The sequence below is a fragment of the Pseudoalteromonas sp. NZS71 genome, from assembly GCF_015864715.1.
GTDB classification, from domain to species: domain Bacteria; phylum Pseudomonadota; class Gammaproteobacteria; order Enterobacterales; family Alteromonadaceae; genus Pseudoalteromonas; species Pseudoalteromonas arctica.
The window spans coordinates 1-24518 of the sequence record NZ_JADYWS010000016.1; the positions used below are offsets into that span (position 1 = coordinate 1).

General features: G+C 39.1%; 25 protein-coding genes. 14 read left to right on the top strand and 11 right to left on the bottom strand.

Translation table 11 applies throughout. From position 1 onward, the window contains the following. Window positions 1–108: 108 nt before the first annotated feature. Window positions 109–852: a zinc-dependent metalloprotease family protein gene (locus tag I6E85_RS11730; RefSeq protein ID WP_007583576.1), complete on the bottom strand. Its 744-nt coding sequence runs from the start codon at window positions 850–852 to the stop codon at window positions 109–111. Between the two features lie 126 nt (window positions 853–978). Then, window positions 979–1683, bottom strand: a complete 705-nt coding sequence (locus I6E85_RS11735) for a hypothetical protein (protein WP_024591510.1) — start codon at window positions 1681–1683, stop codon at window positions 979–981. Between the two features lie 379 nt (window positions 1684–2062). Between I6E85_RS11735 and I6E85_RS11740 the strand changes: the two genes are divergently transcribed. Beyond that, complete coding sequence (locus I6E85_RS11740) at window positions 2063–3220, top strand: benzoate/H(+) symporter BenE family transporter (protein WP_024591511.1); 1158 nt, start codon at window positions 2063–2065, stop codon at window positions 3218–3220. Window positions 3221–3357: 137 nt separating this feature from the next. Here I6E85_RS11740 and I6E85_RS11745 read toward each other — a convergent pair whose 3' ends face one another. The 5 genes from I6E85_RS11745 to I6E85_RS11765 all read right to left on the bottom strand — a co-directional run bounded on the left by I6E85_RS11745 (window position 3358) and on the right by I6E85_RS11765 (window position 7592). Continuing rightward, complete coding sequence (locus tag I6E85_RS11745) at window positions 3358–4407, bottom strand: DUF2955 domain-containing protein (RefSeq protein ID WP_024591512.1); 1050 nt, start codon at window positions 4405–4407, stop codon at window positions 3358–3360. Between the two features lie 10 nt (window positions 4408–4417). Continuing rightward, entirely contained in the window at window positions 4418–5482 is a 1065-nt protein-coding gene (locus I6E85_RS11750) for an HlyD family secretion protein (protein ID WP_024591513.1), read from the bottom strand. 8 nt (window positions 5483–5490) lie between these two features. After that, the gene (locus I6E85_RS11755) at window positions 5491–5958 is read right to left on the bottom strand and encodes a MarR family transcriptional regulator (RefSeq protein ID WP_007583567.1); all 468 of its coding nucleotides are present in this window, start codon (window positions 5956–5958) and stop codon (window positions 5491–5493) included. A gap of 133 nt (window positions 5959–6091) precedes the next feature. After that, window positions 6092–6976, bottom strand: coding sequence for a spermidine synthase (locus I6E85_RS11760; RefSeq protein WP_024591514.1), 885 nt, complete (start codon window positions 6974–6976; stop codon window positions 6092–6094). Beyond that, entirely contained in the window at window positions 6969–7592 is a 624-nt protein-coding gene (locus I6E85_RS11765; protein ID WP_010555216.1) for a fused MFS/spermidine synthase, read from the bottom strand. The genes I6E85_RS11760 and I6E85_RS11765 overlap by 8 nt, the downstream gene beginning before the upstream one ends. Window positions 7593–7867: 275 nt before the next feature. Between I6E85_RS11765 and I6E85_RS11770 the strand changes: the two genes are divergently transcribed. The 11 genes from I6E85_RS11770 to I6E85_RS11820 all read left to right on the top strand — a co-directional run bounded on the left by I6E85_RS11770 (window position 7868) and on the right by I6E85_RS11820 (window position 16343). Next, a complete protein-coding gene (locus I6E85_RS11770) occupies window positions 7868–8521 on the top strand; it encodes a thermostable hemolysin (protein ID WP_024591515.1) in 654 nt (217 codons plus the stop codon). Beyond that, the gene (locus I6E85_RS11775) at window positions 8518–9987 is read left to right on the top strand and encodes an AMP-binding protein (protein WP_024591516.1); all 1470 of its coding nucleotides are present in this window, start codon (window positions 8518–8520) and stop codon (window positions 9985–9987) included. Before I6E85_RS11770 ends, I6E85_RS11775 begins: the two co-directional genes overlap by 4 nt. Then, window positions 9980–10669 (top strand): TenA family transcriptional regulator, encoded by a 690-nt coding sequence (locus I6E85_RS11780; RefSeq protein WP_024591517.1) that lies wholly within the window; start codon window positions 9980–9982, stop codon window positions 10667–10669. The genes I6E85_RS11775 and I6E85_RS11780 overlap by 8 nt, the downstream gene beginning before the upstream one ends. Beyond that, a complete protein-coding gene (locus I6E85_RS11785; RefSeq protein WP_024591518.1) occupies window positions 10666–11436 on the top strand; it encodes an SDR family oxidoreductase in 771 nt (256 codons plus the stop codon). Before I6E85_RS11780 ends, I6E85_RS11785 begins: the two co-directional genes overlap by 4 nt. Before the next feature lie 21 nt (window positions 11437–11457). Further along, window positions 11458–12105 (top strand): hypothetical protein, encoded by a 648-nt coding sequence (locus I6E85_RS11790; protein ID WP_024591519.1) that lies wholly within the window; start codon window positions 11458–11460, stop codon window positions 12103–12105. 7 nt (window positions 12106–12112) lie between these two features. After that, window positions 12113–12772, top strand: coding sequence for a response regulator transcription factor (locus I6E85_RS11795; RefSeq protein WP_007376647.1), 660 nt, complete (start codon window positions 12113–12115; stop codon window positions 12770–12772). Between the two features lie 26 nt (window positions 12773–12798). Next, the gene (locus I6E85_RS11800; RefSeq protein WP_024591520.1) at window positions 12799–14112 is read left to right on the top strand and encodes an ATP-binding protein; all 1314 of its coding nucleotides are present in this window, start codon (window positions 12799–12801) and stop codon (window positions 14110–14112) included. Then, complete coding sequence (locus I6E85_RS11805; protein WP_024591521.1) at window positions 14105–14458, top strand: cupredoxin domain-containing protein; 354 nt, start codon at window positions 14105–14107, stop codon at window positions 14456–14458. The genes I6E85_RS11800 and I6E85_RS11805 overlap by 8 nt, the downstream gene beginning before the upstream one ends. Then, complete coding sequence (locus I6E85_RS11810; RefSeq protein WP_024591522.1) at window positions 14445–15185, top strand: hypothetical protein; 741 nt, start codon at window positions 14445–14447, stop codon at window positions 15183–15185. Before I6E85_RS11805 ends, I6E85_RS11810 begins: the two co-directional genes overlap by 14 nt. Then, window positions 15182–15898, top strand: coding sequence for a hypothetical protein (locus I6E85_RS11815; protein ID WP_024591523.1), 717 nt, complete (start codon window positions 15182–15184; stop codon window positions 15896–15898). The genes I6E85_RS11810 and I6E85_RS11815 overlap by 4 nt, the downstream gene beginning before the upstream one ends. A gap of 235 nt (window positions 15899–16133) precedes the next feature. Continuing rightward, window positions 16134–16343: a cold-shock protein gene (locus I6E85_RS11820; RefSeq protein WP_002959120.1), complete on the top strand. Its 210-nt coding sequence runs from the start codon at window positions 16134–16136 to the stop codon at window positions 16341–16343. Window positions 16344–17209: 866 nt separating this feature from the next. Here I6E85_RS11820 and I6E85_RS11825 read toward each other — a convergent pair. The 3 genes from I6E85_RS11825 to udk all read right to left on the bottom strand — a co-directional run bounded on the left by I6E85_RS11825 (window position 17210) and on the right by udk (window position 20103). After that, the gene (locus I6E85_RS11825; RefSeq protein WP_024591524.1) at window positions 17210–17920 is read right to left on the bottom strand and encodes an ABC transporter substrate-binding protein; all 711 of its coding nucleotides are present in this window, start codon (window positions 17918–17920) and stop codon (window positions 17210–17212) included. A gap of 306 nt (window positions 17921–18226) precedes the next feature. Then, on the bottom strand, window positions 18227–19453 hold the full coding sequence (locus tag I6E85_RS11830) for a NupC/NupG family nucleoside CNT transporter (RefSeq protein ID WP_007583535.1): 1227 nt from the start codon (window positions 19451–19453) through the stop codon (window positions 18227–18229). Between the two features lie 17 nt (window positions 19454–19470). Continuing rightward, window positions 19471–20103: a uridine kinase gene (gene udk, locus I6E85_RS11835; protein WP_007583533.1), complete on the bottom strand. Its 633-nt coding sequence runs from the start codon at window positions 20101–20103 to the stop codon at window positions 19471–19473. Between the two features lie 192 nt (window positions 20104–20295). Here udk and I6E85_RS11840 point away from each other — a divergent pair, with 192 nt between their 5' ends. Continuing rightward, on the top strand, window positions 20296–21528 hold the full coding sequence (locus I6E85_RS11840) for a phosphopentomutase (RefSeq protein ID WP_024591525.1): 1233 nt from the start codon (window positions 20296–20298) through the stop codon (window positions 21526–21528). Then, window positions 21528–22232, top strand: a complete 705-nt coding sequence (deoD, locus tag I6E85_RS11845; protein WP_002959109.1) for a purine-nucleoside phosphorylase — start codon at window positions 21528–21530, stop codon at window positions 22230–22232. Before I6E85_RS11840 ends, deoD begins: the two co-directional genes overlap by 1 nt. Before the next feature lie 935 nt (window positions 22233–23167). Here the strand turns inward: deoD and I6E85_RS11850 are convergent. After that, entirely contained in the window at window positions 23168–24058 is an 891-nt protein-coding gene (locus I6E85_RS11850; protein WP_007583526.1) for a tetratricopeptide repeat protein, read from the bottom strand. Window positions 24059–24518 lie beyond the last annotated feature (460 nt).

Sequence of the window (24518 nt, forward strand, 5' to 3'; positions counted from 1 at the left end):
ATCCGAGGTGTGTGAAACCAAAACCCAGTAAATACCCCAATAAAAAAAGCCAGTCAGCTGTTAACTGACTGGCATTAGGCTATTTAGCCCACTTTTTTATTGGGCAGCTTATTTAAAGTTAGCAATACTTGTTTTTGTAGCAGTAACTGTGCGAATTGCATGCGCTTGGTTTGTGATACCAAATGCAATACCGTTTACGCTCCAGCCAGGGTTAGAGAAGTAATCGTACTGAGTAGCGCTACCGTAAACGTGCGGGTAAGCCATTATACTTGCAAACTCGTTTTGTACGCCGTGACCCATGCCATCTACATATACACCGCCAGACGTATCACCTTGTTTGCGTGAATGCGCTAAACCTTGGTTATGACCAAGTTCGTGTACAAATGTAGTTGCACCACAATCAATTGCAGTGATTGAGTACATACGGCTGCTCATTGAGCTGTATAGATTGCCATTAGTGCCTTGGCCAACCCATGCTAAACCACATGAAATAAGCCCATTGCCAGCACTTTGACCAGTACCTAATACGGCAATCATGTCGGCTTTCCAATCGCTGCGTAAACCATCTACGTAGCTGCTATTTGTAACCGAATCTAACCAATCCTCAGACGGCGTTACTGCATAGTCACCTAAGTTTTGTTTGCCAGCTAAGCGTAGTGTTATATCAACGCCATTTTGGCTATATACCTGATTACTAAAAGCAATTAGTTGATTTATTTTAGTGTCAATATTGCTAGTTGCAGCAGCTGATTGGTCGGTATATAAAATACCGATATCGATTGTTTCTGCTTGTGCAACACTTGCTGCACATAATGCCGCAGCCAGTGCGGTTGTTGTGATTACTTTTTTCATTATTGTATTTCCTTACTCTTGTTGTGGTTGGAACTTGTTTTTAACTTGGTTGAGCTCATAAAAAGCAGACACACTAAAGTTGCCTTATAGTGCGGCTTTAGTTGTTTTTTATATTTTGATTATTGGTTAGCCATCAATTTTTGGTGCAAATATATCGATGCTTTTATCTGATTTGGGTTTTGGTGCGGTTACATCATGCTCTATGTGGCTTTTATATAAATCGCGTTTTGCTGCAATCCATCCGTACTTACCTTTACTTTCGAATACATAATTGCCAGAAGGCGCAGTAAATTGACCATATACGGCATCTTTACCTACCGTTAAAACGGTATTATGCATGCGGCCATCAACACCCACTATTTTGCCAAATATGCTCTTATCGCCATTTTCAGACTCAATCACATTAGTCACTTCTGCGGTGAATGTTTCGGCTGTTTGCGGAATAGCTAAATCAAAATTTTCGCCAGTTTCTAAAGCCTGTAAAGAATTTAAATCAAACTCAATGTAGGCTTCGTTATGTAAGTCGGTAGGTAAAACTTTTGCGTTTATAAGCACTTGCTTTGCTTTGTCGGATAGGCGATTTACGGCATCAAATTCTTCAAACGGTAAGCTGTTGTCAGGGGCAACAATAGGTTTAACGGTAATTGGATCTTTACTCATATCAATAGGTGCAGGGGGATGTGTATTGCGCGTTTTTTGTAAATCAATAGGAACAAAATCAATAGCAACAGGCGCGATAGGTTCGCCCGTTTCATCTGCATTAAAAAATAGCCCATAAACTGCAAATGCCGATAATGGTATAGCAATTAGTAAGACGACAGATCTCTTCATTTGTTTCTCTTTTAGTGTTTTTGGTTAACTGTTTGTTACGTTTTATATTATTAAATGGATTAGATCAAGATAATAAATGTAACCGAAAAGAATTAATTCTAAATTTCATAATTCCTTATAAAATATAAGGATATTTATTTTTGGTATGTTTTTCACTCTTTTTAGTATTGGTTTTTTGTAGGGTTTATGCGGCCTTTGGCGCGTTTGTGGGTACTTGTTTGTTTAGTTAAATACAATGGTTAAAAGTGACTTTTTGACGTTAATTACAATGAAAAATAAAAAGTGAATTTTTTTCACTCTTTGTAAACTAATCGCTAATTGCAATGCATTTATCGGGCACGTATGTTGTGTGCTGCATAAATGGCATTACGAGGGATTTATGAAGGTGTCTGATCAGTTGCTTAACCGAATTACAGCAGGGCTTGTGGCTGTAATTATTGGTTTTTCGAGTTCCATTGCATTGATTTATCAGGTGGTGATAACCCTTGGAGGCACGCCCGATTTAGTAGCTAGTTGGATTTTAATGCTTGGTTTAGTGATGGGCACAACGTCAATAGGTTTGTCGTACTATTACAAAGTGCCTGTTTTAATTGCGTGGTCTACCACGGGGGCTGCATTACTGATTTCAAGTGCACAAGGGTATAACTTAAACGAGGCTATTGGCGCGTTTATGCTCAGTGCATTGCTCGTTTTTTTGTCGGGGGTGACGGGCTGGTTTGAAAAAATAATGAACCGTATTCCAAGTGAGCTTGCGTGCGCCATGTTGGCCGGCGTACTTGTTACCTTTGGTATCGATGTGTTTAATTTTATGAACGACATGCCTTTAGTGATTGGCTTAATGGTTGTTATGTACTTTATTGGTAAACGCTTTTTTGCCCGTTTTGCTATGTTAAGTGTGCTTATTATAGGTGTACTACTCGCTTGGCAAATGGGCCATATTGATACCAGCGCACTGCACTGGAAAATGAGCGAATTTGCTTATATTGAACCCGTTTTTCACTTGCAAGCATGCATTAGCATAGGTTTACCACTTTATATAGTTACCATGACCTCGCAAAATCTACCGGGTATTGCTGTTTTAAAAGCGCATAAATATAAAGCGCCTATATCTGCATCTCTTAATGTGACTGGTTTTGTAAATATGCTTACCGCCCCGTTTGGAGCTTATTCTATTAATTTAGCCGCTATTACTGCTGCTATTTGTATGAGTGATGAAGCGGATGAAAATCATGATAAACGTTATTGGGCGAGTATAGCGGCGGGCGCATTTTATATTTTAATGGCGCTGTGCGCGGCTACATTAGTTGGGTTGGTAGCAAGTTTACCGCAGGCACTTATTTTAGCTTTGGCGGGCATTGCGCTATTTGGCACCATTGCTAATAGTTTGCAGCAAGCCCTTAGTAGTACTAAATATACGGAGGCCGCAATTGTTACTTTTTTAGTAACTGCATCTAACTTAACATTGCTCTCAGTGGGGTCTGCCTTTTGGGGGATTATAGCAGGTGTGCTTACGCTCCTTATCACCCAAAAAGACTAAAAGCTTTATTGTGTACAAAGAGCCGCTGGTGAGTATTTAAAACAAAATTATAGTTTATTTATATCATTAAAATAGCTTAACTAAGCTTATAAAAAAGGCTGCAATTGCAGCCTTTAGTTTTATAAAACAAGATTTACCTAATCAAAAGTATGATGGCGAGTTACACTAAACCGATTAAGTATATGGTGCATAACATATACAACGCACAAACTTAATATTATAGCCACCGATACCGAGCTAAACCGGTACATTGCGCTATAAACAAGATCTTGGCCTGGCCCGAGTGAGTTCCCAAATAAAATACCGAATGTAGTCAGCACACCAAAACCAATACCAGGTATGCCTCCGCCTAAAATATGAAAACGCGCAAAAAGAAACGAAAGTATCCATAAAATAGCCATCGGAAAAAGTAAAAAATCAGAGTGACTATACAAAAATAGTTGCGATAGTAACGCTGCATTACACCCTATAAGCGTTCCAATTGCTCGCTGCCAACCAGCCATACCTGCGGCTTTCCAGCACAATGAAAACAAAATAAGCACAGAAGCTGCCTGCGCAGATATTGAGTCTTGTAAATCAAGAACCTGAAAAACCACAAAAGAGAGCGTAGCCACGGTTGAGCATAACAATACCTCATGGCGAATACTTTCTTTTGCTTTAGCTGGCATTACTCGCCCGGGCCTTGCGGTTACATCAGGAAATAGGCCATGCATTAATGCTCCAATAACAACGGTTAAAAATATAGCCAAACCATTAGTTAAAATTAACGGATAAATACTACTTCCTTCATCAACATAGCTCGAAAAATGTAGCTGAATAGAAAGGCTGATCACGCCTAAAGCGCCAAATAAAAAGGCGCTGCCGCTACTCATTTGGTGAAATAAAAAGCAGAAAACACCAAACACTAACAATGTCATAACGACTGGCAAGTGAGAAAATAATCCCTGCATTATCAGCACTATAAGCGCGCTAAATGCAGCAGATGCTATAAATTGATTTATAAGCCCACGACTTAACGTAGGTACCATGCCCAATATCAACATAGGATAAACGGTAAAAAATATACCATTTGGCCAGTTCATTAATTTACTAATAGTAAAGCCAAGGGTGCATCCACCTGCAATGCGTAGTGCTTGGCGAAGGCCATTAGAGTCTAATTGTGGGCCTTGGCTAACAATTTGAGTCATAAAGCCTCCATTAATAAATGTAGTGTAACCAGCTAATAAATCTAATTTGTGCAGAGCCAAACCATTGCCCAATTGTCGATTCGGGTAATAATTGTACTGTTGCACGTGACCCGCTTGGCATGTTCGCTATTAAGTCTTGATGATTTACGAGCTTTAAATGAATGCGTTGACGCTGTGCGTCACGTACCCAACGATTGCTGGTTTCTGTTGTACTTAGTAAACCATTTGCACTAAGTTGACCGTTGCTAACACCTGCTTCAAATGTTTCTAGTATTGCGTCGTAAACTTCACCTGGGCGGCTATCAAATACGACGCGCGCTTGAGTGCCTTGCTTCATATTTGAGAGTGACTTTTCTCTAAAGTCGGCAACTAAGTCGGCTTTTTTAGCGACAATAGCTAATAATGGGCTACCTGCAACAGCGTACGCGCCGTCTAATAATTGTAAGTTAGCAACTACGCCGTCACTTAGTGCACGTACTTGCGTGTAGGATAAATTTAACTCAGCTTGCGCTAACTGGTTAGCAGCATGACGCATAGCTAAGTTTTTATTACCTGAGTCACCTCTAGCTAAAACCGCTTCAGCTAACTGCGCTTCTAGGGCCGCAACATTTGCTTTACTGGCCTCAAAGTTAGCACGAATGCTTTCAAGCTCTTGCTCCGATATAGACTTTTGAGTATAGAGTTTTTCGCCTCTGCTTTTTAATAGCTTTTGCTCATGCTGCTTAGCATTTGCAGCACTAATTTGTGCTTCAAGGGCTTTAACATTGGTATCAAGACGCTTGTTTTGTAATTTGGCATCATCAAGCGCGAGTTGAGCTTGCTCTTTGGCTAAATTATATGGGCCTTCATCGATACTAAATAATATATCGCCCGCTTTAACTGATTGGTTATTATTAACTTGCACACTAGTGACTCGGCCACTAATTTGCGGTGATATTTGCACAACAGGGTGGTATACACGTGCCTGTGGTGTCACAGGCAAAACCATATCGGCCACTAAATAGTAAATAAATACTAAGATAAACCCTATGAGAGAAAACCTTACATAGCGTGCAAACTTTTGATCCGGTGTCATTTTTAGCCTTACTTATTAACTTGAATACATTTAAGGGCGTTTTGCTCTATTTTGATCAAACCAAATGCAATGGCATCTAGCTGCTCAACAGATAAACCGCTGTATAACTGATTTTTTATATCGGAAATGGTCTCTTGCAATGAGTGTAAAATGGCATCACTTTGCTCAGTAAAATAGAGTCTTTTACTGCGTTTATCATGTTTGTCTACACGGCGAACGATTAACGATTGCTCCTCTAATTGCTTAAGCGTGCGAGTCAGTGAAGGCATTTCTATCCCTAAGCTATTAGCAAGTTCAAGTTGTGTTAGTCCCTCACCACGCATATTTATATGCATTAGTGCAGTCCAGCGCGACTGAGTAAGTCCCAAAGGCTCAACAGCAATGGTTACTGCTTCGCGGCATAAGCGATGAACTCGGCCCATATTACCGATAACTGTTAAATCGAGCGTCTCGTGAAAAGGTTTTTGTGTAGGCATAGCCATCCCAACATAGTTAGCAAGCTAACTATTTTATCATTACTTAGCTTGCTAAGTAAATATGCGTAGGTGCGGGAAGTGGCAAAATATTTGCTAAACCTCACCTGTAAAAAATGGTGAGGTTTAGGGGATTTTAAAAGTTAAGTAAATTAGCTGGGGAGTATTGATCGGTAAGTACTTTTGTATCTGCAGGCCAATCTTGGCCGTCTTTAGTAAAGTGCATAAGCTGGCTAATCGCTTTTATATCTACACCGTATTTTACTAATTTAGGGGCGAGAGCATTAACACGCGTGTTAATTTGCGCTTCGCTCGGTATTGATTTAAGCCCCGCTAAAATAATACGGTTGCTGCGATTTTCGCGGCTTACATTTATAAAGTCGCCAAATACAGCGTGGTAAGTTGCCGACTCATGCTCATAAAGTTTACTACTTGAAAACGTATTTGCGGCAATAACGCCACCATCGGCTAATACGCTTTGTACTTCTTCAAAAAACTCTTTAGTGAGCAAATGCTCCGGAATATAGTCACCGTTAAACGCATCCAAAATAATCCAATCGTACTTTTGCTTTTTAATAGCGGCGCGCTTTATAAAAATACGGCCATCTTGCACGCTTGATGTCACTAAGTCGTTTTCTATAAAGTTAAAGTAATCGCGTGCAACTTTAGTTACTGCAGGATCTATTTCAACATTATGAATTTTTGCAGTGGGGTATAGCTCATGAATAACGTTAGAAAGCGTACCGCCACCCAATCCTATAATAAGTACACTTTTAGGGTTGTCGGCTACTAAAAGACTCGCAAACGTCAATTTTGTGTAATTAAAAACAAGTTTGTCGGGATTGCTTTTATACATGCAACTTTGGCTTGTTTGGCTACTTTTAGTATTAAATTTAAGGCAACGTAAGTCGCTCGTTTCTTCAACAATAATATTGCGATAAAGCGAGCGTTCTTCATGAATAACCTTACTAAACGCAGAACCTGACAATACAATTAATGGCAGTAGCAAATATTTAAGCATGAGCAAGCCCCTTATTATTAGCCAAGGTATTAATAGCAATCGCTACTAAACCCAGTGACCCAAGCGTTAAAGCAAAGGCGCTAATAATTGTATTTACGTCAAACGCGAGTACAAAGTAAAAAGAGGTAATTATAGTACCCAGGGCACTGCCAAGCGTACTTACAAAGTATAAACGCCCAGCCACTTGGCCGCTTTTATCGCTATCTGTTACCAGTAAGCGCACAGAGTAGGGCGAGATCATGCCTAAAATAACGGTAGGTATAAAAAATAAAGCAGTTGACGCTAAGAGCGAGCCGTAGCGGCTATCTTCAATATGGGTAAATATAAATTCCATTATAGGCTGCGAAAATAATGTAATAGGAACAACCATAATGCTGGCAATTAAAAATATTAAACCATATTTGGTAAGGGATGCATTTTTAGTGCTGAGTTTACCACCAAGTAAATACCCAAAAGATAAACTAAGCATAAACACAGTAATTATACTGCCCCAAATATGCACGCTACTGCCAAAAAAGGGGGCAAGAATTCTCCCACCTAAAAGCTCAATGCCCATTATGCAAAAGCCGCTGCAAAAAGCTAAAAAGTAAATTAACGCGTTTGTTTTTATGCTCATGTAATTATCGTTATGTAACTTAAGTAGAACACTATACTAACGTGATGAATACAAAGCTGCTAGGGTAATAATTAACCTAAGTTTAATTTTAAAAAAGAAGTTTTGTTATAGCAATTTGTTAGTTAGTTGAATTCTGATCTATTTAGCCTGCCTAGGCCCTCGCGATTTAACACTTAAGACGCTTTTTCATTTAAATTAAATTTCTTAAGTTTTCTTTAAGTTTCACTCGTTAAGTTTAAACCCTGAAATATAAACAGGTTTAAATGAGCGAGCTTATGCAATTAGCCCACACTTCTACATCATTAGGTTTAACACAAAATAACAGTCAGTTTATTAGTGCTCGTATTGATGATGTGCATCGAAAAAATCTCGAAAATACAGTGAAAGAAGGTTTTTTAGTTGCGTATAACGCTAAGCTTACTTCTTTTATGCCACTACTTTGCCAATACGTTACCGAGCAAGGAAAGTGCACGTTAGGGCTAAGGCAAGCAACTTCGCCATTGTTTATTGAGCAATATTTAGCATCACCCGTTGAAGATTTTTTAGATGAGAGCATTTCTCGCAATAAAATTTTTGAACTTGGTAATCTCTGCTCTACAAATCGAAGAGCAACACTTGCACATTTTATTATTGTTAACGAAGCTCTGCAAAGTGTGGGGGCAAAACATTTAGTGTTTTGTGCAACCAACAAAGTGCGTGCTTTATTGCGCTTACTTGGTGTTACGTGTACTGAAATTGCACTTGCGAGCAGTTTTGTAGTTGAGAACCCATTAAAGTGGGGCAGCTATTACGCCAACCAACCAACAGTATGCATTGTGAGCCTAGAGCAAGCTCACCAACAAGTACTAAATACCCCAATGCTTTATAGTTTGATGCAGCAAAACCACTCAAATATCAATTCTTTGGTAAATGCATTGGTGAACGTATGAATTACTATAATACACATTCAGTATCGCCATTAATTATTGCCCATAATAAAGAGCAAACACTTGAAATTAACGGTGATGAGTTTAACCAGCAAATACAAAAAGTAGTAAAAATACTACAAAGCTTTAACGGCAAATGTGTCGCTTATAAGCTCGATAATACGCCAGCTTGGCTTGTTATTGATGCCGCTACTGCAGTTTCTAATAAAGTGGCTGTGCCAATTGCTCACTTTTTTAGTGAACAACAAACTCAATATGTACTAGCGCAATGCGGCGCACATTTATTTATTAGCGACACGCTAAACCCTTTACTTGGGGAGCCGACTGCATCGATTACTATGTTTGAGTTTTACACGTTATATATTTACGAAATTGTTGTAGTTAAACCCGTCAGTTATTTTCCAGAAACTCAAAAAGTAACGTTTACATCAGGATCGACTGGGCAACCAAAAGGCGTGTGTTTATCTGCAAAGAGCCAAATGCAGGTAGCTCAATCTCTGTGCGATAAGATTAATATTAAAAAGCCTGTTCATTTATGTTTATTGCCGCTTGCTGTATTGCTTGAAAATATAGCCGGTGTGTATGCCCCCTTAAAAAGTGGCGGTACAGTGCATTTAATGCCGTTAAATGAATTAGGATTTGTTGGAACTGTATTAAAACAACCCGGACAGCTTATAGCTGCTATTGATAAAGTTAAGCCAAATACGCTTATTTTAGTGCCTGAACTATTAGCATGCTTAGTTGCTTTTGCAGAAGATGGGTGGCAACCGCCTAGTTCGTTACAGTTTATTGCAGTAGGTGGTGCGCTTGTCAGCGAAATGCTATTAACCAAAGCGCGTAGCTTAAATTTACCGGTATACCAAGGTTATGGGCTTTCTGAGGCGGCATCTGTAGTTAGTTTAAATACGCCCACAAACGATAACCTTCACAGTGCAGGCTCTGTGTTACCTCATATTCAAACCAAAATTGAAAATGGCCAGCTTTTTATAAAAGGCGATTTGTTTTTAGGTTACTTAAATCATCAACCTCACGACAAAAACCAGTGGTATGCAACCGGTGATCTGGTCGATCAGCATCAAAATACCTTATTTATTAAAGGCCGCCTAAAAAACCTAATTATTACCAGCATGGGGCGAAATATCAGTGCCGAGTGGCCTGAATCACTATTACTAAGTCAAAGCGGTATTTTACAAGCGGTTGTGTTTGGTGAAGGTCGACCTTTTTTAACCGCCATTATTTATGCCGATTCAAAGCTAAGTAACCCGGTGTTAGAGCAATACATTAACGCAATTAATAAACAACTACCCGACTATGCACGAATTCAAAAATGGCATCGTTTAACTGCCCCATTAAGTGTGCAACAAGGATTATTAACCACAAATAATCGTCCAAAACGAGATGCCATAAGTAAGCAGTACCATGCTGTGTTTGATCAATTTTACCGACTTGGAGAAGTAATTAATGAGTGATTTTTTTAACACCCTCAAAGAGCAAACTAAACAAGAGCAAAACTACTTGCTTGCAGCGCCTATTATTCAGCGTGTTTTTAAAGGCGAAGCATCACTTGAAGAATACGCCTCGTTTTTAGCGCAAGCATACCACCATGTTAAACACACAGTGCCATTAATGATGTCGGTTGGTGCACGATTAACCGACAATCAAGAATGGCTGCGCGAAGCAGTCGCAGAATACATTGAAGAAGAGATAGGTCATCAAGAGTGGGTACTTAATGATATTGCAGCCTGTGGTTTTGACAAAGAAACAGTTCGTCGCAGTCAGCCGCAATATGCTACGGAAATGATGGTGTCGTATGCGTACGACTCCATTACACGTAAAAATCCATTGAGCTTTTTTGGCATGGTGCATGTGCTTGAAGGCACTTCTATAGCGCTTGCTGATGGTGCGGCTTCAAACATTGCAAATGCTGTGGGCTTACCTAAAAAAGCATTTAGTTATTTAACCTCTCACGGCGCACTTGACATAGAGCATGTAAAGTTTTTTGAAAACCTAATGAACCAAATAACAGATGAGGCGGATCAGCAAGCCATACTACATGGTGCAAAGCGCTTTTATCGTTTATACGGCGATATATTTCGTGGACTCGATGACGAACCGTTTTTTAAAGCAAGTGCACAAGGTAAATTGGCATGAGTAGCGCTTTATGTGTGTTAACCGGCGCAACAGGCGGAATAGGGCAAGCTATTGCTAAAGCTCTACATGCAAAAGGGTGGAAGTTACTGCTTGTAGGGCGAAATACGCAAGCCCTTGAGGAGCTCAGTAGTGCATGCTCAGACAGTGAAATATTTGCTGGCGATTTAACCGACGATACAACACGCATTAACTTAGCAATAAAAGCCAAGCAACTCGGTGGCGTTAAGTTACTTATTAACAATGCCGGTATAAATACAATGCAAAGCTTAGAGCACACAAGTAATGAGCAAATAGATAATATGCTCGTTACTAATTTGTCGGTGCCTATTAAATTATGCCAGCTATTTTTAGGGCAGTTACACTATACCAAAGGCACCATTGTTAACGTGGGCTCATCGTTTGGCAGCATTGGTTACCCGTTTCAAACACTTTATTGCGCCAGTAAATTTGGTTTACGTGGTTTTACAGAAGCATTATCACGTGAGTTGAATGGTTCAGGCGTTAAAGTGACCTATTTAGCGCCTAGAGCAACAGATACATCCATTAATAGCAGTAAAGCGCGTGCAATGAATAAAGAACTCGGTAATAAAATGGACTCACCAGAATTAGTTGCTCAAGAGTTATTAGTGCTTATAAATTCGAATCAAACAAGGCGTTTTATTGGTTTTCCTGAAAAATTATTTGCACGCATAAATGGCGCATTCCCAAGCGTTGTTGATAACGCTATTGCAAAACAACTTCCTAAAATTAAACGTTTTTTAGGTTAACAAACACACAAGGGCAAAATTATGTATAAATTTACACTCGCATTTTATTTAGTACTAACAACTGTATTTGCAACCGCAGTACACGCAGATGAAACACAAGACTTAACCTCTATTCAACAAAAGTGGGCAATTGCTAACTACGAACTTGAAGATGATGCGCAAATAGATGCGTTTACACAGCTAAGTGAGCAAAGTGCATTGTTTGTTAAAAACTACCCAAACTCGGCACAAACACATATTTGGAATGGTATTGTGTTAGCCAGTTTTGCAGGCGCAAAAGGCGGGTTGGGTGCACTTGGTTTAGCAAAAGAGGCAAAAACGTCACTCGAAAATGCACTCTCAATTGATGGCACTGCACTAAATGGCTCAGCTTACGCAAGCCTTGCAACGCTTTACAGTAAAGTACCTGGTTGGCCAATTGGTTTTGGTGATGACGACAAAGCTGAAAAATTATTTAAACAAGCGCTCGCTTTTAATCTCGAAGGCATTGATACTAATTACTTATACGGTGAATACTTGTATGACGAAGGCGATTATAAACAAGCTAAAGCACGACTACTTGTAGCACAAGCCGCGGGCATTCGTGATACTCGTGCAAAAGCAGATAAATATCGCCAACAAGCAATAAGCCAGCTATTGGTAAAAGTAGATAAAAAACTAAAAAGATAAACACATAATGCATTTATTACTCGTTGAGGACGATCATTTAGTGGCGCAAGGGCTTATTCGCTCTTTGCGTCAAGAGGGCTACAGCGTAGAGCATAGTGGCACAGTAAAACACGCCTTAGAGTGCCTTTCTAGTGGTGAAATTGAGCTTGTTATTCTCGATTTAGGATTACCTGATGGCGACGGTTCGCAAGTTTTAAAGCATATTAAAGCGCAAAAAAAAGTTATTCCGGTGGTTATTTTAACTGCTCGCGGCAGTATTGATGACAAAGTCCAAGGGCTTGACATGGGCGCTGACGATTACCTTGCGAAGCCGTTTGATCCTGCTGAGTTATTTGCTCGACTACGTGTAGCAAGTCGACGTGTTAATCAAACTCAATCTAGTTTGTTACAATACGGAGAAGTCGTAATAGACAGCTCAGCGCATACGGTGACAGTTAGTGGGAAATCACTTACATTGCCGCGTAAAGAATACATGCTTTTAAAAGCGCTGATGGAAAATCAGGGAAGGGTGCAATCAAAACAACAACTCGAAAACAAACTTTACCAATGGGGTGAAGAAGTTGGCTCTAATGCCATAGAGGTGCATATTCATCATCTTCGTAAAAAATTCCCTAGCGATTTTATTAAAACCTTACGTGGCATTGGCTACGTGGTTGGTAAGCGTTAGGGTGTGTTTATCTTTCGGGGTTGAAAATGTCTATTCGTAAACGTCTGACCTTAATTTTACTTTCAATGATGGTGCTTACTTGCTTTTTGGCATTAGTAAAAGGCTATCAAAAAAGCATGCACCACGGCGAAAACTTGCTTGATAATGAACTTAAAATAGTCGCTGGCGTTTTAATTGAACAACCATTAGCACTAAGCACAAATGCAGTACAAGTAAGCAATAATAGTGCTCAGTTGTTGTATCAAATTTGGCAAAATAATAGTTTACTTAGTGGCTCATCGAGTTTATCAAATAACCAAATTAGTTTTAGCGAGGGCTTTCAAACTTCCAATGTAGCAGGGCAGCGCATGCGAGTGTTTGTGATGAGAAAAAATACCCGTAAAGTCATCGTTGCTGAGCCTATGTCAAAGCGGTTTGAATTAGCTGAAGCCGTTATTTTATCTGCAATGTTACCTATGTTATGGGCTGTCCCTCTGCTTGCTATTTTTATAAGTTTTTTTGTTAAATACGCATTAGCCCCTCTTACCCGACTATCTAAGCAGTTGGCTACTCGCCAAGCAAACGACTTTACGCCAATTAACTGGCAGGTAACCGACGAAGAAATTAAACCTGTTATTAATCGTTTAAACGATTTATTTAAACGAGTAGAAACCGCTTACTTACGAGAGCGCTTTTTTGCTTCAGATGCAGCTCACGAATTACGTACCCCGCTCAGTAGCTTAAAAATTAATGTACACAATTTAGCTAGTAAGCAAAGCAACTCGCAAAACCATCAAGAACTCCAAGCAATGTCACAAGGCATTAATCGCTTAAGTAATATTGTTGAACAAATGCTAATTTTAGGGCGCACTCAGCCTGAGCAATGGCAGAGGCAGTTTAGCGAGCAGTCATTGCTAGCGATTACTCAGCAAGTTGTATCGGAGCAATACGACAAAATAGACGGAAAAAATCAAACGATTAGCCTCGAAGGTGATGATTTTGTAATTAATGGTGATGAATTTACATTAACCACACTCATCGCTAATTTACTTAGCAATGCCATAAAATACACACCTGATAATGGTCAAATTATAATTAAATTAGCGTCAAGTAATAACGGCTTTAGTTGGCAAATTGATGATTCTGGTGCGGGCATGACCGAAGAGCAAAAAGACCGAATATTTAATCGCTTTTATCGCGTGGGTGGCGATCAACATCCATCAGGCGAGCAAGGTGCGGGTTTAGGTATGGCGATTGTTCAACACATAATTGCTATTTATGGCGCAAGTATTCATTTAGCGAATAGCCCTTTAGGCGGACTAACCGTTAAGGTTACTTTTACAGGAGTAAAAAGTGACTAAACGTTTATTTAATCAATGTCTTTGTTGTTTGCTATTTTTGTCGTTTAACGCGGCGAGTAAAGAGTACCTTATTATTTTAAAAGATCATTTGTTTTATCCCTCGCAAATAATTATTCCCGCAAATAAAAAAGTAAAACTATTGATAGAAAACCAAGATAGTACACCAGAAGAGTTTGATAGCTTTGATCTAAACAGAGAAAAAGTACTCTACCCAAATCGTAAAAGTATTATTTATATAGGACCGCTAAGTAAAGGGCATTACGAGTTTTTTGGTGAGTTTTCGCCAAATACAGCAAGGGGCGTTGTTATAGTTAGCGATGAAGGGGCGCAGCATGCTAATAACTAGTTTAGTCATGAGCCTTAATCAATTACTACCAGTGGCTATTTTATTAGTGCTACTACAAGTAGTTAAAAAACAAAGCTCTTTAAAAATAGGGTCTGCTTTAGTAATAGGCGCGGTAATGTCGTTTTTGTACATGCAAAGTGCGTCGTGGGTGAGCCAGTGGTTTGAACACCAAGGGTTAGAGTACTCACAAATAGGGCTATGTATCACTATATTTATTGCTGTATTGGTATTTGCACTAAAGCAAAAGTCAGCGGCATTTTATATCGCAGTTATAAGCACAATAACGCTCTATTTAAGCCACTATATTATTTACCTCACCAGTTTTTGGCAAAATAATGATGCAGGGCAAAGCTTATTTATTGGCACTTTATTAGGTGTTGGAATTTGTTTAAGTTTTAGCGTATTGCTGTACTTTTTAATGAATGCAATTAAGCACCGTTTTGGTATGTATCCGCTTTTTACTTTGCTTGCTTTTAACAGCGCGGCTAAATTATTAGTTGCACTGGATTTAGCGAGTCAAATAGATTTAATTACAAACACCTCAACAGTGTGGGATTTACGTGATTTGTTAAACGAAAACTCTGAGCTCGGCCGTGTACTGCGTGCTCTTGTTGGTTACGAGGCCACTCCTGATTTAATGAGTGTACTTATATATAGTACAAGCAGCGTGTTATTTTTATTACTTTGTTATGTTATTTCGGCTTCAATAACTAAGGAACGTGTATGAAAGCACTCAACCTATATTTAGCGCTTAGTTTTACCGCTCTTTGTTTGTTGGTATTCTCAATCCAAGCAAAGGCCGATGGTATTGTTGTTGATAAGGTATATCACCCCTATGTTTTGCCTTTTGAGCGTGAATTTGAGTGGCGATTAGTGTCGCACCAAACAGATAGTGGCAACATACTAGCGCAGCGTTTGGGTGGCGGTGGTGCTATTAACGATACAATGGCACTCGAAGGCTATTTAGTTGGTGAGCGAGACGACAACGGCGACTTTGGATTAGAAGCTTATGAGCTTGAGCTACGTTGGCAATTAATTGAACAAGGTAAATTATGGGCTGATTGGGGCGCGTTATTTGAGCTTGAAAAAAAACATAACGAAGATGTGTATGAGGCAACTTCGGGTTTTGTGATCGAAAAAGAGTTTGGTAAAACAAGCTTAACTATGAATGCCTTTTTAGTGTACGAGTGGGGGCAAGACATTAAAAATGAATGGGAAAGTGAGTTTAGAGCACAATATCGCTATCGATATCGCTCTGCTTTCCAGCCTTCTATAGAGGTTTACGTAGGTGAAGACTTTATTGGTATAGGGCCTGGCTTTATAGGTTTACAGCGCTTTGATGGGCAAAAGCAATTAAAATGGGAAGCGGGTTTCATCACTGAGATAAGCCAATCAGAAAAAAACCATAGTTTTAGGCTCGCATTAGAATTTGAATTTTAATAACAACTAAAAGTAGTTTTGGTTGTTTATTATTCTGATTATAGATAGGTACTTGACATATTATTTAAACTCTATATAGTGGACCGCAGCTAGAAAGAAAGCATGTAAGCTATAAATCTCCATTTCGATATAAGTAATACTTGTAGTACCGTCCTGAAGTTTTTAAAGTACCATCTCATTTTTTGCTACACCCGCTCTTATGAGCATATTTTTATTTTTATTTCAGGATATTACAATGTCTAACATCGTATCAGGTACAGTTAAGTGGTTTAACGAGTCTAAAGGTTTTGGTTTCATCGAGCAAGAAAATGGCCCAGACGTTTTCGCACATTTCTCAGCAATCAAAAGCGAAGGTTTCAAAACTTTAGCTGAAGGCCAACGTGTAGAGTTTACTCTTTCACAAGGTCAAAAAGGTCCACAAGCTGATAACATCACAGCTGTATAATTTTACTTTTTAAGTAAAATGAAAAAAAAGCGCTTAAGGCGCTTTTTTTGTGTCTGAAATTTGACTCAAACCAAGCAACGCCCATTATCAATGTAAATTAACTAAATGATATTGCTATTATTTAGCCCCTCCTAATATTCGTTTTTCTATTCTTCTAAGTCATTGCGCTAATGCAAGTGAGTTTAAGCTTGTAATTTATACCGAACATTTCTCCCTTATAATTTCAAAACAACAAATTCAAAACGACAAAGATCAGCTTGTTGGTATTACTCTCGATATCGTAAAAGATATTTGCACAGCTATTAATATAACCTGCGAGTTTAAATTGCTTCCTTGGAAGCGTGCTTATAACTTAGTTTAAAAGCCCCTTACTTTGGCATTGTTTCAATAATTAAAAACATCGAACGTGACCCACCAATTTTATTGGGCTGGGCCGCTGGCGCGAGTCAAACTTTCTTTTATAAGCTCAAAGCTGATAAGTAAGTTATACCAATTCCATTAAGTATGCGGTCTAAATTTTACGCCGAAAAAACAATTCAGCTCTAGGCGTAAATAAAATTGGTTTTAAAGCGGGCGAAAACTTACTAATGTTTAGAGGCGAAAACAATATATGGATTTGTTTTTAAGAAGAAAAATAGATCTAATTTAGGTTCAAAAGTTACAATAAAGTATAGCTAGAACTCTTTGGATATAAAGCAACTGACGCAGTGAAGTGCAAGAATTACCTCTTCCTAAGCTTGTGAGCAATTACATTGCATTTAATAAATCAGTACCAGAGCATGTCATAAAGTAATTTTATGAAGAATATAAAAAGTTAAAAATGAAAGATGATTTTGTCGCCCATAAGCATACTTATCTTCAATGATTTATCTTTCGTAAGGCAGCCCTTTCTTTTGCTTTATTTTTAAAAATGCAGCTTGCAGTGCTTCTATTAAATGCATATCTGTTTTTTTATTTGCAGCTAAATAAGCATCAATTGTTAGCTCATCTATTTTATAAATAAACTTTAAGTGTGCTGGTTTGAGCTTTAGATAATCACTCATCTGCTGCATGAATAAAGGATCGTCTACAATTAAATCTACTTTTTTAGCTAATAGTAAAGAGTATGATTTTTGAATATCAGAGGTTAAAACAACTTCAAAGCCAAGTTTCGTGAGGGTTTGTGTTGAAAAGTCATTGCGTTGCATTGCAATTTTATACACTTTTGCTTGTTCAGTATTATTTATAATAAGATCATTTCGCTCTGATAGGCCGATAAAGCCCAGCTCAAATCGTCCAACTGGTCCAATCCAATAAAATTTATTTTCTCGCTCTACAGTGCGTGCAAGGCTGTATATAAAGGTGTTTTTTAACTCATCTGCAATTTTATAAGCACGTGCCCAAGGATACATTTGAATGTTAGGTGTGAGATCAGCCTCAGCAAATATATCTCTAATAAACTGAGTACCTTCACCTGCTACCTCGCCATTAATCAATACTTGGTTTGGTGGTGCTAACTCTGTAACAACAAGCAGGGCTTCCTTTGCTTGAACATACACAGAACAAATTAAAAAAAGAGAATAAAGAATATATTTCACAATAGCGAATCGTCATTCGGTTAGCTTAAGTAATAATAAGTGTGGCTGAAAATATGAAAAACACAAAAATTATTTATGTGAACTTGTTACTAAGATATTGGTTTATTTGAGTTATGTATAACTATAAAGGGGGCTAGATAGATAAGTGGCTTGAGGTTTGAAGTAGTTGAGGCTAAAAATTAAGGCCTAAAACGATAAAAGGGCCTTGCGGCCCTTGGTGAAGTATCGTTCAAGTCAGATAGAGCTTTAACCCCTTAAAGCGCTATCCTCTTGTTTTGCAACACCGGTGTTCATCTCAATAAGTTTCTAAGCTAGCGAGAGGAAAAACCCAGCAATTGCTGCGCTCATAAGGTTAGCCATAGATCCTGCTAACACTGCTCTGAGCCCTAAGCGTGCGATATCCTTCCGCCGACTAGGCGCCATACCGCCTAACCCACCTAGTAAAATGGCTATCGATGATAAGTTAGCAAACCCACATAAAGCAAAAGTAACGATTGCTTGTGTGTGCGCGCTTAACGTATCGCGATAATTTATAAAGTCTAAGTAAGCAACAAACTCGTTCACTACTATCTTTTGACCAATAAAGCTGCCGGCTATAATCGCTTCATCCCATGGCACACCTAGTAACCATGCAACTGGAGCAAATACATAACCTAATATTTCTTGAAGCGTTAATGTTGGGTAATCAAACCACCCGCCAATACCGCCTAATAAACCGTTTAATAATGCAATTAGCGCTACAAAAGCAAGTAACATTGCACCTACATTAAGTGCTAAATGCATACCGTTTGCAGCACCTGATGCAGCTGCATCAATTACATTTACAGGCTTATCTTCGTCATCTAAATCTAAATCAGCTAAGTTATCTCTAGGCGTTTCAGTTTCTGGCACAATCATCTTGGCCATTAAGAAACCACCTGGTGCAGCCATAAAGCTCGCAGCAATAAGATACTTAAGATCTACGCCAATAATTACGTAACCGGCCATTACAGAGCCTGCTACAGTGGCTAAGCCACCTACCATTACTGCAAACAATTCCGACTTTGTCATCGTTGCTATAAATGGCTTAACTATTAACGGTGCTTCAGTTTGGCCTACAAAAATATTTGCAGTTGCTGAAAGCGATTCTGTGCGAGAGGTCTTCAATAATTTTTGTAAACCGCCGCCTAAAATCCTAATTATCCAATCCATAATGCCAAGGTGATATAACACAGCAACAAGCGCTGAGAAAAACACGATAACTGGCAAAACTTGAATTGCAAAAATAAAACCTAATGTGTCTTGTGAGGCGAGTGGACCAAATAAAAACCCAATACCATCATTAGCATAACCAATAACCGACGAGACGGCTGATGACATGCTAGTTAACACATTTTTTCCTGCTTCGAAAAACAGAACAAAACCGCCTATAACAATTTGCATCGCAAATGCTATACCAACGGTTCTTAAATTAATTGCCTTGCGATTAGTTGACGCAGCAAAGGCAATGCTTAGTAGCACACACATGCCTACTAAGCTCATAAATGTTGTCATACAAATGTTTCCCGTTGTTATTCTTGTAGTAAATATTTAATTTTACTTTTTATTATATCAATCGCAACGCGGTTCATGCCGCCTCGAGTCACAACTAAATCAGCGTTATGCTTAGAAGGCTCAATGAATTGATAAAACATCGGTCTAACAGTTGCCTGATATTGCTCAACAACAGATTGTAATGTTCTGCCTCGTTGCTCCATATCACGTTGCATACGACGCATTAAACAAATATCTAAAGGTGTGTCTATAAACACCTTAATATCAAATTCTTTATTAAGCGCTTTATCACTCAATAGTAAAATACCTTCAACAATGAGTATTTTAGCAGCTGGCACTCGTCGTGTGGTTGCGCTACGCGTGTGCTGTGCATAATCATACGTTGGTACTTCTACTGAGTTACCACAACGAAGTTGCGTTAAATGCTCAAGCATTAATGCGTGTTCAAATGCATCTGGATGGTCGTAATTTGTTTGCGTACGATGAGCCATCGGCAAATGCGACTGATCCTTGTAATAAGCATCTTCTTCAATAATGGCGATAGCGCCTGGTTCAAGCTCATTAACCAATTCATTGTAAATTGTTTGGCTAAAAAGAGATTTGCCCGACGCTGATGCGCCTGCAATGGCTATAATAGTAGTTCGTGTCACTAAAGTTCTCATCCACACAGAAAGATATATTGTTGGTAGATCACAATAGCAAAAAAGACACGATTAATCTCTTTTGCTTCGCTCAAGGGTGCAAATTTATAATGTTTAGGTTTTATGAAACAGGACTTTTGTCCTGTACGGAAAATTCGATCAGCGGATAAAGTAACCACCTAGAATCAAAGTGAGGTCAAAATGGCAAGAGCAATTATTTTAATGGCAGATAGCCTAGGAATCGGTGCAGCACCAGATGCAGATAAATTCGGCGATCTTGGGGCTAATACATTCGCTCACTTACTAAAAGCATATTACGACGAAACAGGCAGTGCACTGTCTCTTCCTAACCTATCAAAACTTGGGTTAGTGGATGCATGTGAAGCTGCCGGTGGCGAACCGTGTTTAATTTCAGACCGCCAAGCTCCTCAAGGTGCATGGGGTTACGCTAAAGAAATCTCTAGCGGAAAAGACACGCCATCAGGTCATTGGGAAATGGCAGGCGTACCTGTGTTATTTGATTGGGGATATTTCCCAAAAACACAGCCAAGTTTCCCACAAGAATTTATAGACGAGTTTATTGCTCGTACAGGTATTCCAGGCATTTTAGGCAATTGCCATGCATCAGGAACTACCATTTTAGAACAGCTAGGTGAAGAGCACGTAAAAACAGGTAAACCAATCTGTTACACCTCAGCTGATAGCGTGTTTCAAATAGCCGCGCATGAAGAGTCATTCGGCCTAGAGAAGCTTTATCAAGTTTGCGAAATCGCACGGGCGCTACTTGATGAAATGAACATAGGACGAGTGATTGCGCGGCCATTTTTGGGTTCAAATAGCCAAGACTTTGCTCGAACGGGTAATCGTCGTGACTATTCAGTACTTCCGCCAGCACCAACATTGCTAGATGTACTAGCAAAAGACGGCGGCGAAGTAATTAGTATTGGTAAAATTTCAGATATTTACGCGCATCAGGGCATAACCCAAAAGCATAAAGCACCTGGGCTTATGAACTTGCTAGAAAAAACCAGTGAAGTAATGGAAAGTGCGCCAGATCGTAGCTTAATCTTTACTAACCTAGTTGATTTTGATGAAAAATTTGGTCATCGTCGTAATCCAGTAGGATACGCAAAAGCATTAAAAGAATTTGATGACTATTTACCAACTATACTAAATCAGTTAAAAGCAGATGACGTATTAATGATCACTGCAGATCATGGCTGTGACCCAACCTTTCCAGGTTCTGAGCACACTCGTGAATACGTACCTGTTATTGCATACCAACCAGGTATGAGTAACACACCATTAGGTGAACGCAACAGCTTTGCAGATATAGGTCAAACACTGGCACAGTGGTTTAGCTTATCTGCGCTTGATTACGGCGACAGCTTTTTAAATGAGCTAAAAATGCCAAATAAAAAGGAAAACAATTAATGAGTACTCCGCATATCAGTGCAAACGTTGGTGATTTCGCCGAAACAGTATTAATGCCAGGCGATCCGCTACGTGCGCAATATATTGCTGAAAACTTTTTAGATGATGCAGTACAAGTTACAGGCGTTCGTAACATGTACGGTTTCACTGGTACTTACAAAGGTAAGCCAGTAAGTATCATGGGTTCAGGCATGGGCATTCCATCAATGTCTATTTATGCACGTGAGCTAATTGTAAGCTTTGGCGTTAAAAATATTATACGTATTGGTACGTGTGGCGGTATTGGCACAGATATCAAAATTCGTGACGTAATTTTTGCACAAGGTGCAAGCACAGATTCAAACGTAAACCGTGCACGCGTACGTGGCTACGATTTTGCTGCTATTGCTAACTTTGACCTACTTTTAAACGGCGTAAACGCTGCTAAAGAGCTAGGAATTAAAGCAAAAGTAGGTAACGTATTTACGACAGACACATTCTATCAAGCAGATGACTCGTTCTATAAAGACTTAGACAAGTTAGGCATGCTAGCAGTAGATATGGAAACAGCAGGTTTATACGGCGTTGCAGCTGAATACGGCGCAAACGCAATGGCATTATTTACAGTAAGTGACCACGTAATCACTGGCGAAGCAACACCTGCTGATGAGCGTCAAAGCACGTTTAACGAAATGGTTAAAATTGCGTTAGAGTCAATAGCTTAAATAATACATAACAGTTCCTTGGTAACGTATTCACTAAGTTTTGGAGACACGCCCAAAGTGAAGTGAGACTAAACCTCCAAAGCCGCATTTTATGCGGCTTTTTTTATGCCTGAAGAAAATGGGTAGCAGCTTCTAATTACTTATACCAATTCGCTTAATTAAGTGATCTATTTTGAGGATGGAAAAACGTGTTGATAGCTAGGCAAAAAATTCGCTATTTAGTTGTTCTAAATGAGAATTTTTTAACGCAGGTAGTGACACGTTTAGCCCCTAAAAATGATTAAGTATTATTGCGGGTTGGTATTAATTCAACCATCTAAAAACTGCGTTTTTAAACGCCTGCAAGCAGCGCGTCTACAGGTGGATTTTAGCCACCGCGTTAAGTTTTCCACGTAGGCGCAGAGCTCGCTCGCGCGAGAAGCGCAGCTTCTAATTACTTAATCACCCACCCTAAAAACTACGTTTTTAAACGCCCGCAAGCAGCGCGTCTACAAGTGAATTTTAACCACCGCGTTAAGTTTTCCACGTAGGCGCAGAGCTTGCTCGCGCGCGAAGCGCAGCTTCTAATTACTTAATCACCCATCCTAAAAACTACGTTTTTAAACGCCCGCAAGCAGCGCGTCTACAAGTGAATTTTAACCACCGCGTTAAGTTTTCCACGTAGGCGCAGAGCTTGCTCGCGCGCGAAGCGCAGCTTCTAATTACTTAATCACCCATCCTAAAAACTACGTTTTTAAACGCCCGCAAGCAGCGCGTCTACAAGTGAATTTTAACCACCGCGTTAAGTTTTCCACGTAGGCGCAGAGCTTGCTCGCGCGCGAAGCGTAGCTTCTAATTACTTAATTACACAACAAACTTAACCTTTAAAAACAAAAAAGGGCCAAGGCCCTTTTTTATGATGTTGCGCCTAATCATACAGGCCAAATACTGAGTGCTTAAACAACTTCACCAGCTACTATAGTATTAAAGCTGTCGTTGTCATGTAAGCTTGCAAATGCGCTCTCATGTAATAGCTCATTACGTAAATTTGGAGAGTATTCAAGTGCCATTTTAATGTCGGCTAATGCATCAGCATGCTTATGTGTTAGCGCATAAGCACATGCTCGTTGCCAATAGGCATAACCATAGACACTATCTATATCAATGGCTTGATTACACAACTCAATGGCTTGCGCTGTTTCATTTATTTCTAATAACGCATCGGCCTTATAAGCAATGGCTTCAACATCCTCTGGTTTACGTTTTAAAATCTCATCAAATATTTCAATTTTATTAGCAAAATCACTTTCTAAATTGGCACGCATCCATAACGAATGAACCTCGTTGGTAACCGATATGCGCTCTTGGTTACTGAGTATTTCTTCTGAGCGTACGCGTAGTTTTTCTTCAAGAATTTTTAATCGGTCTTCATACTCGTCAGTAATTACACTTACACGTGTATTTACAATATCTTCTACTTTGTTTTTAACATCACGTAGTGAGTTCCAGCCCACTAAAACCAAAATAGAAGCCGTAGCGGTAATTATAAAAAATACATTATTAATAGTGTCGGTAGTGTACGTTAATGCGCGATCTGCAGTATCAAGCTGTGCATGAGTAACTTGCTTAGTTACATCCTCACGGAGTTTTTGTTGATCTTGCCTTACGGCTTTTAGCTCGTCGAGTATGTAGCGCTCCATTAGCGGTTTAAACATAGACTCTTTAAGTTGTTTAAGGGCTTGTTGCTCTTGTTGTGCTGTAGGGGCTGCTGGTTTTTGTTCAGCAGAATTTACTATGCCCGAAAAAAAAGTTAAACAAACAAAAAGTGTAGATAGGTAATAACGCATCGGTACGCCTAATTAAATTAATTACTGTAATAACTTTAACATGCAGGGCTGAATGGCACTAGGGCGCGTTGACTTTTCAGGATTAAAATTGACCTAATTTAGATAGGAGCAATAGTTGTAAGAATTTTTTAGCCCAGTGAGCTTAGCAATAATAGGGTAAAGCATGAGCATTTTGCTAATACTTAGGTGGTTTTAAGAAAAAATAGGCAAAAAAAACCAGCTCAATATGAGCTGGCAAAAACTGCTTAAAACAACAATATGTCGTAGGGATTCACAGGAGAACAACTTCATACTAACTGAATCTTTATGAACAAATACTTAATTCAATTCAATTAGTTAAAAATATAAGAATACTCAAAGTATTCGGTTTATAAAGTAAAGGTGCATTGGGCTTAAGTAATGCACCTTTATAATTATAACTATATAACTATATAACTACAATTTCATGGTGAAGGGGGGT

Bases quoted from the DNA above. Each gene is read 5' to 3' on its own strand.
- I6E85_RS11850 (WP_007583526.1), bottom strand. From the start codon at position 24,058: ATGCGTTATTACCTATCTACACTTTTTGTTTGTTTAACTTTTTTTTCG.
- I6E85_RS11775 (WP_024591516.1), top strand. From the start codon at position 8,518: ATGAATTACTATAATACACATTCAGTATCGCCATTAATTATTGCCCAT.
- deoD (WP_002959109.1), top strand. From the start codon at position 21,528: ATGAGTACTCCGCATATCAGTGCAAACGTTGGTGATTTCGCCGAAACA.
- I6E85_RS11730 (WP_007583576.1), bottom strand. From the start codon at position 852: ATGAAAAAAGTAATCACAACAACCGCACTGGCTGCGGCATTATGTGCA.
- I6E85_RS11740 (WP_024591511.1), top strand. From the start codon at position 2,063: ATGAAGGTGTCTGATCAGTTGCTTAACCGAATTACAGCAGGGCTTGTG.
- I6E85_RS11810 (WP_024591522.1), top strand. From the start codon at position 14,445: ATGCTAATAACTAGTTTAGTCATGAGCCTTAATCAATTACTACCAGTG.
- I6E85_RS11840 (WP_024591525.1), top strand. From the start codon at position 20,296: ATGGCAAGAGCAATTATTTTAATGGCAGATAGCCTAGGAATCGGTGCA.
- I6E85_RS11750 (WP_024591513.1), bottom strand. From the start codon at position 5,482: ATGACACCGGATCAAAAGTTTGCACGCTATGTAAGGTTTTCTCTCATA.
- I6E85_RS11785 (WP_024591518.1), top strand. From the start codon at position 10,666: ATGAGTAGCGCTTTATGTGTGTTAACCGGCGCAACAGGCGGAATAGGG.
- I6E85_RS11765 (WP_010555216.1), bottom strand. From the start codon at position 7,592: ATGAGCATAAAAACAAACGCGTTAATTTACTTTTTAGCTTTTTGCAGC.
- I6E85_RS11820 (WP_002959120.1), top strand. From the start codon at position 16,134: ATGTCTAACATCGTATCAGGTACAGTTAAGTGGTTTAACGAGTCTAAA.
- I6E85_RS11735 (WP_024591510.1), bottom strand. From the start codon at position 1,683: ATGAAGAGATCTGTCGTCTTACTAATTGCTATACCATTATCGGCATTT.
- I6E85_RS11815 (WP_024591523.1), top strand. From the start codon at position 15,182: ATGAAAGCACTCAACCTATATTTAGCGCTTAGTTTTACCGCTCTTTGT.
- I6E85_RS11745 (WP_024591512.1), bottom strand. From the start codon at position 4,407: ATGACTCAAATTGTTAGCCAAGGCCCACAATTAGACTCTAATGGCCTT.
- I6E85_RS11770 (WP_024591515.1), top strand. From the start codon at position 7,868: ATGCAATTAGCCCACACTTCTACATCATTAGGTTTAACACAAAATAAC.
- I6E85_RS11830 (WP_007583535.1), bottom strand. From the start codon at position 19,453: ATGACAACATTTATGAGCTTAGTAGGCATGTGTGTGCTACTAAGCATT.
- I6E85_RS11800 (WP_024591520.1), top strand. From the start codon at position 12,799: ATGTCTATTCGTAAACGTCTGACCTTAATTTTACTTTCAATGATGGTG.
- I6E85_RS11780 (WP_024591517.1), top strand. From the start codon at position 9,980: ATGAGTGATTTTTTTAACACCCTCAAAGAGCAAACTAAACAAGAGCAA.
- I6E85_RS11760 (WP_024591514.1), bottom strand. From the start codon at position 6,976: ATGCTTAAATATTTGCTACTGCCATTAATTGTATTGTCAGGTTCTGCG.
- I6E85_RS11755 (WP_007583567.1), bottom strand. From the start codon at position 5,958: ATGCCTACACAAAAACCTTTTCACGAGACGCTCGATTTAACAGTTATC.
- I6E85_RS11795 (WP_007376647.1), top strand. From the start codon at position 12,113: ATGCATTTATTACTCGTTGAGGACGATCATTTAGTGGCGCAAGGGCTT.
- I6E85_RS11790 (WP_024591519.1), top strand. From the start codon at position 11,458: ATGTATAAATTTACACTCGCATTTTATTTAGTACTAACAACTGTATTT.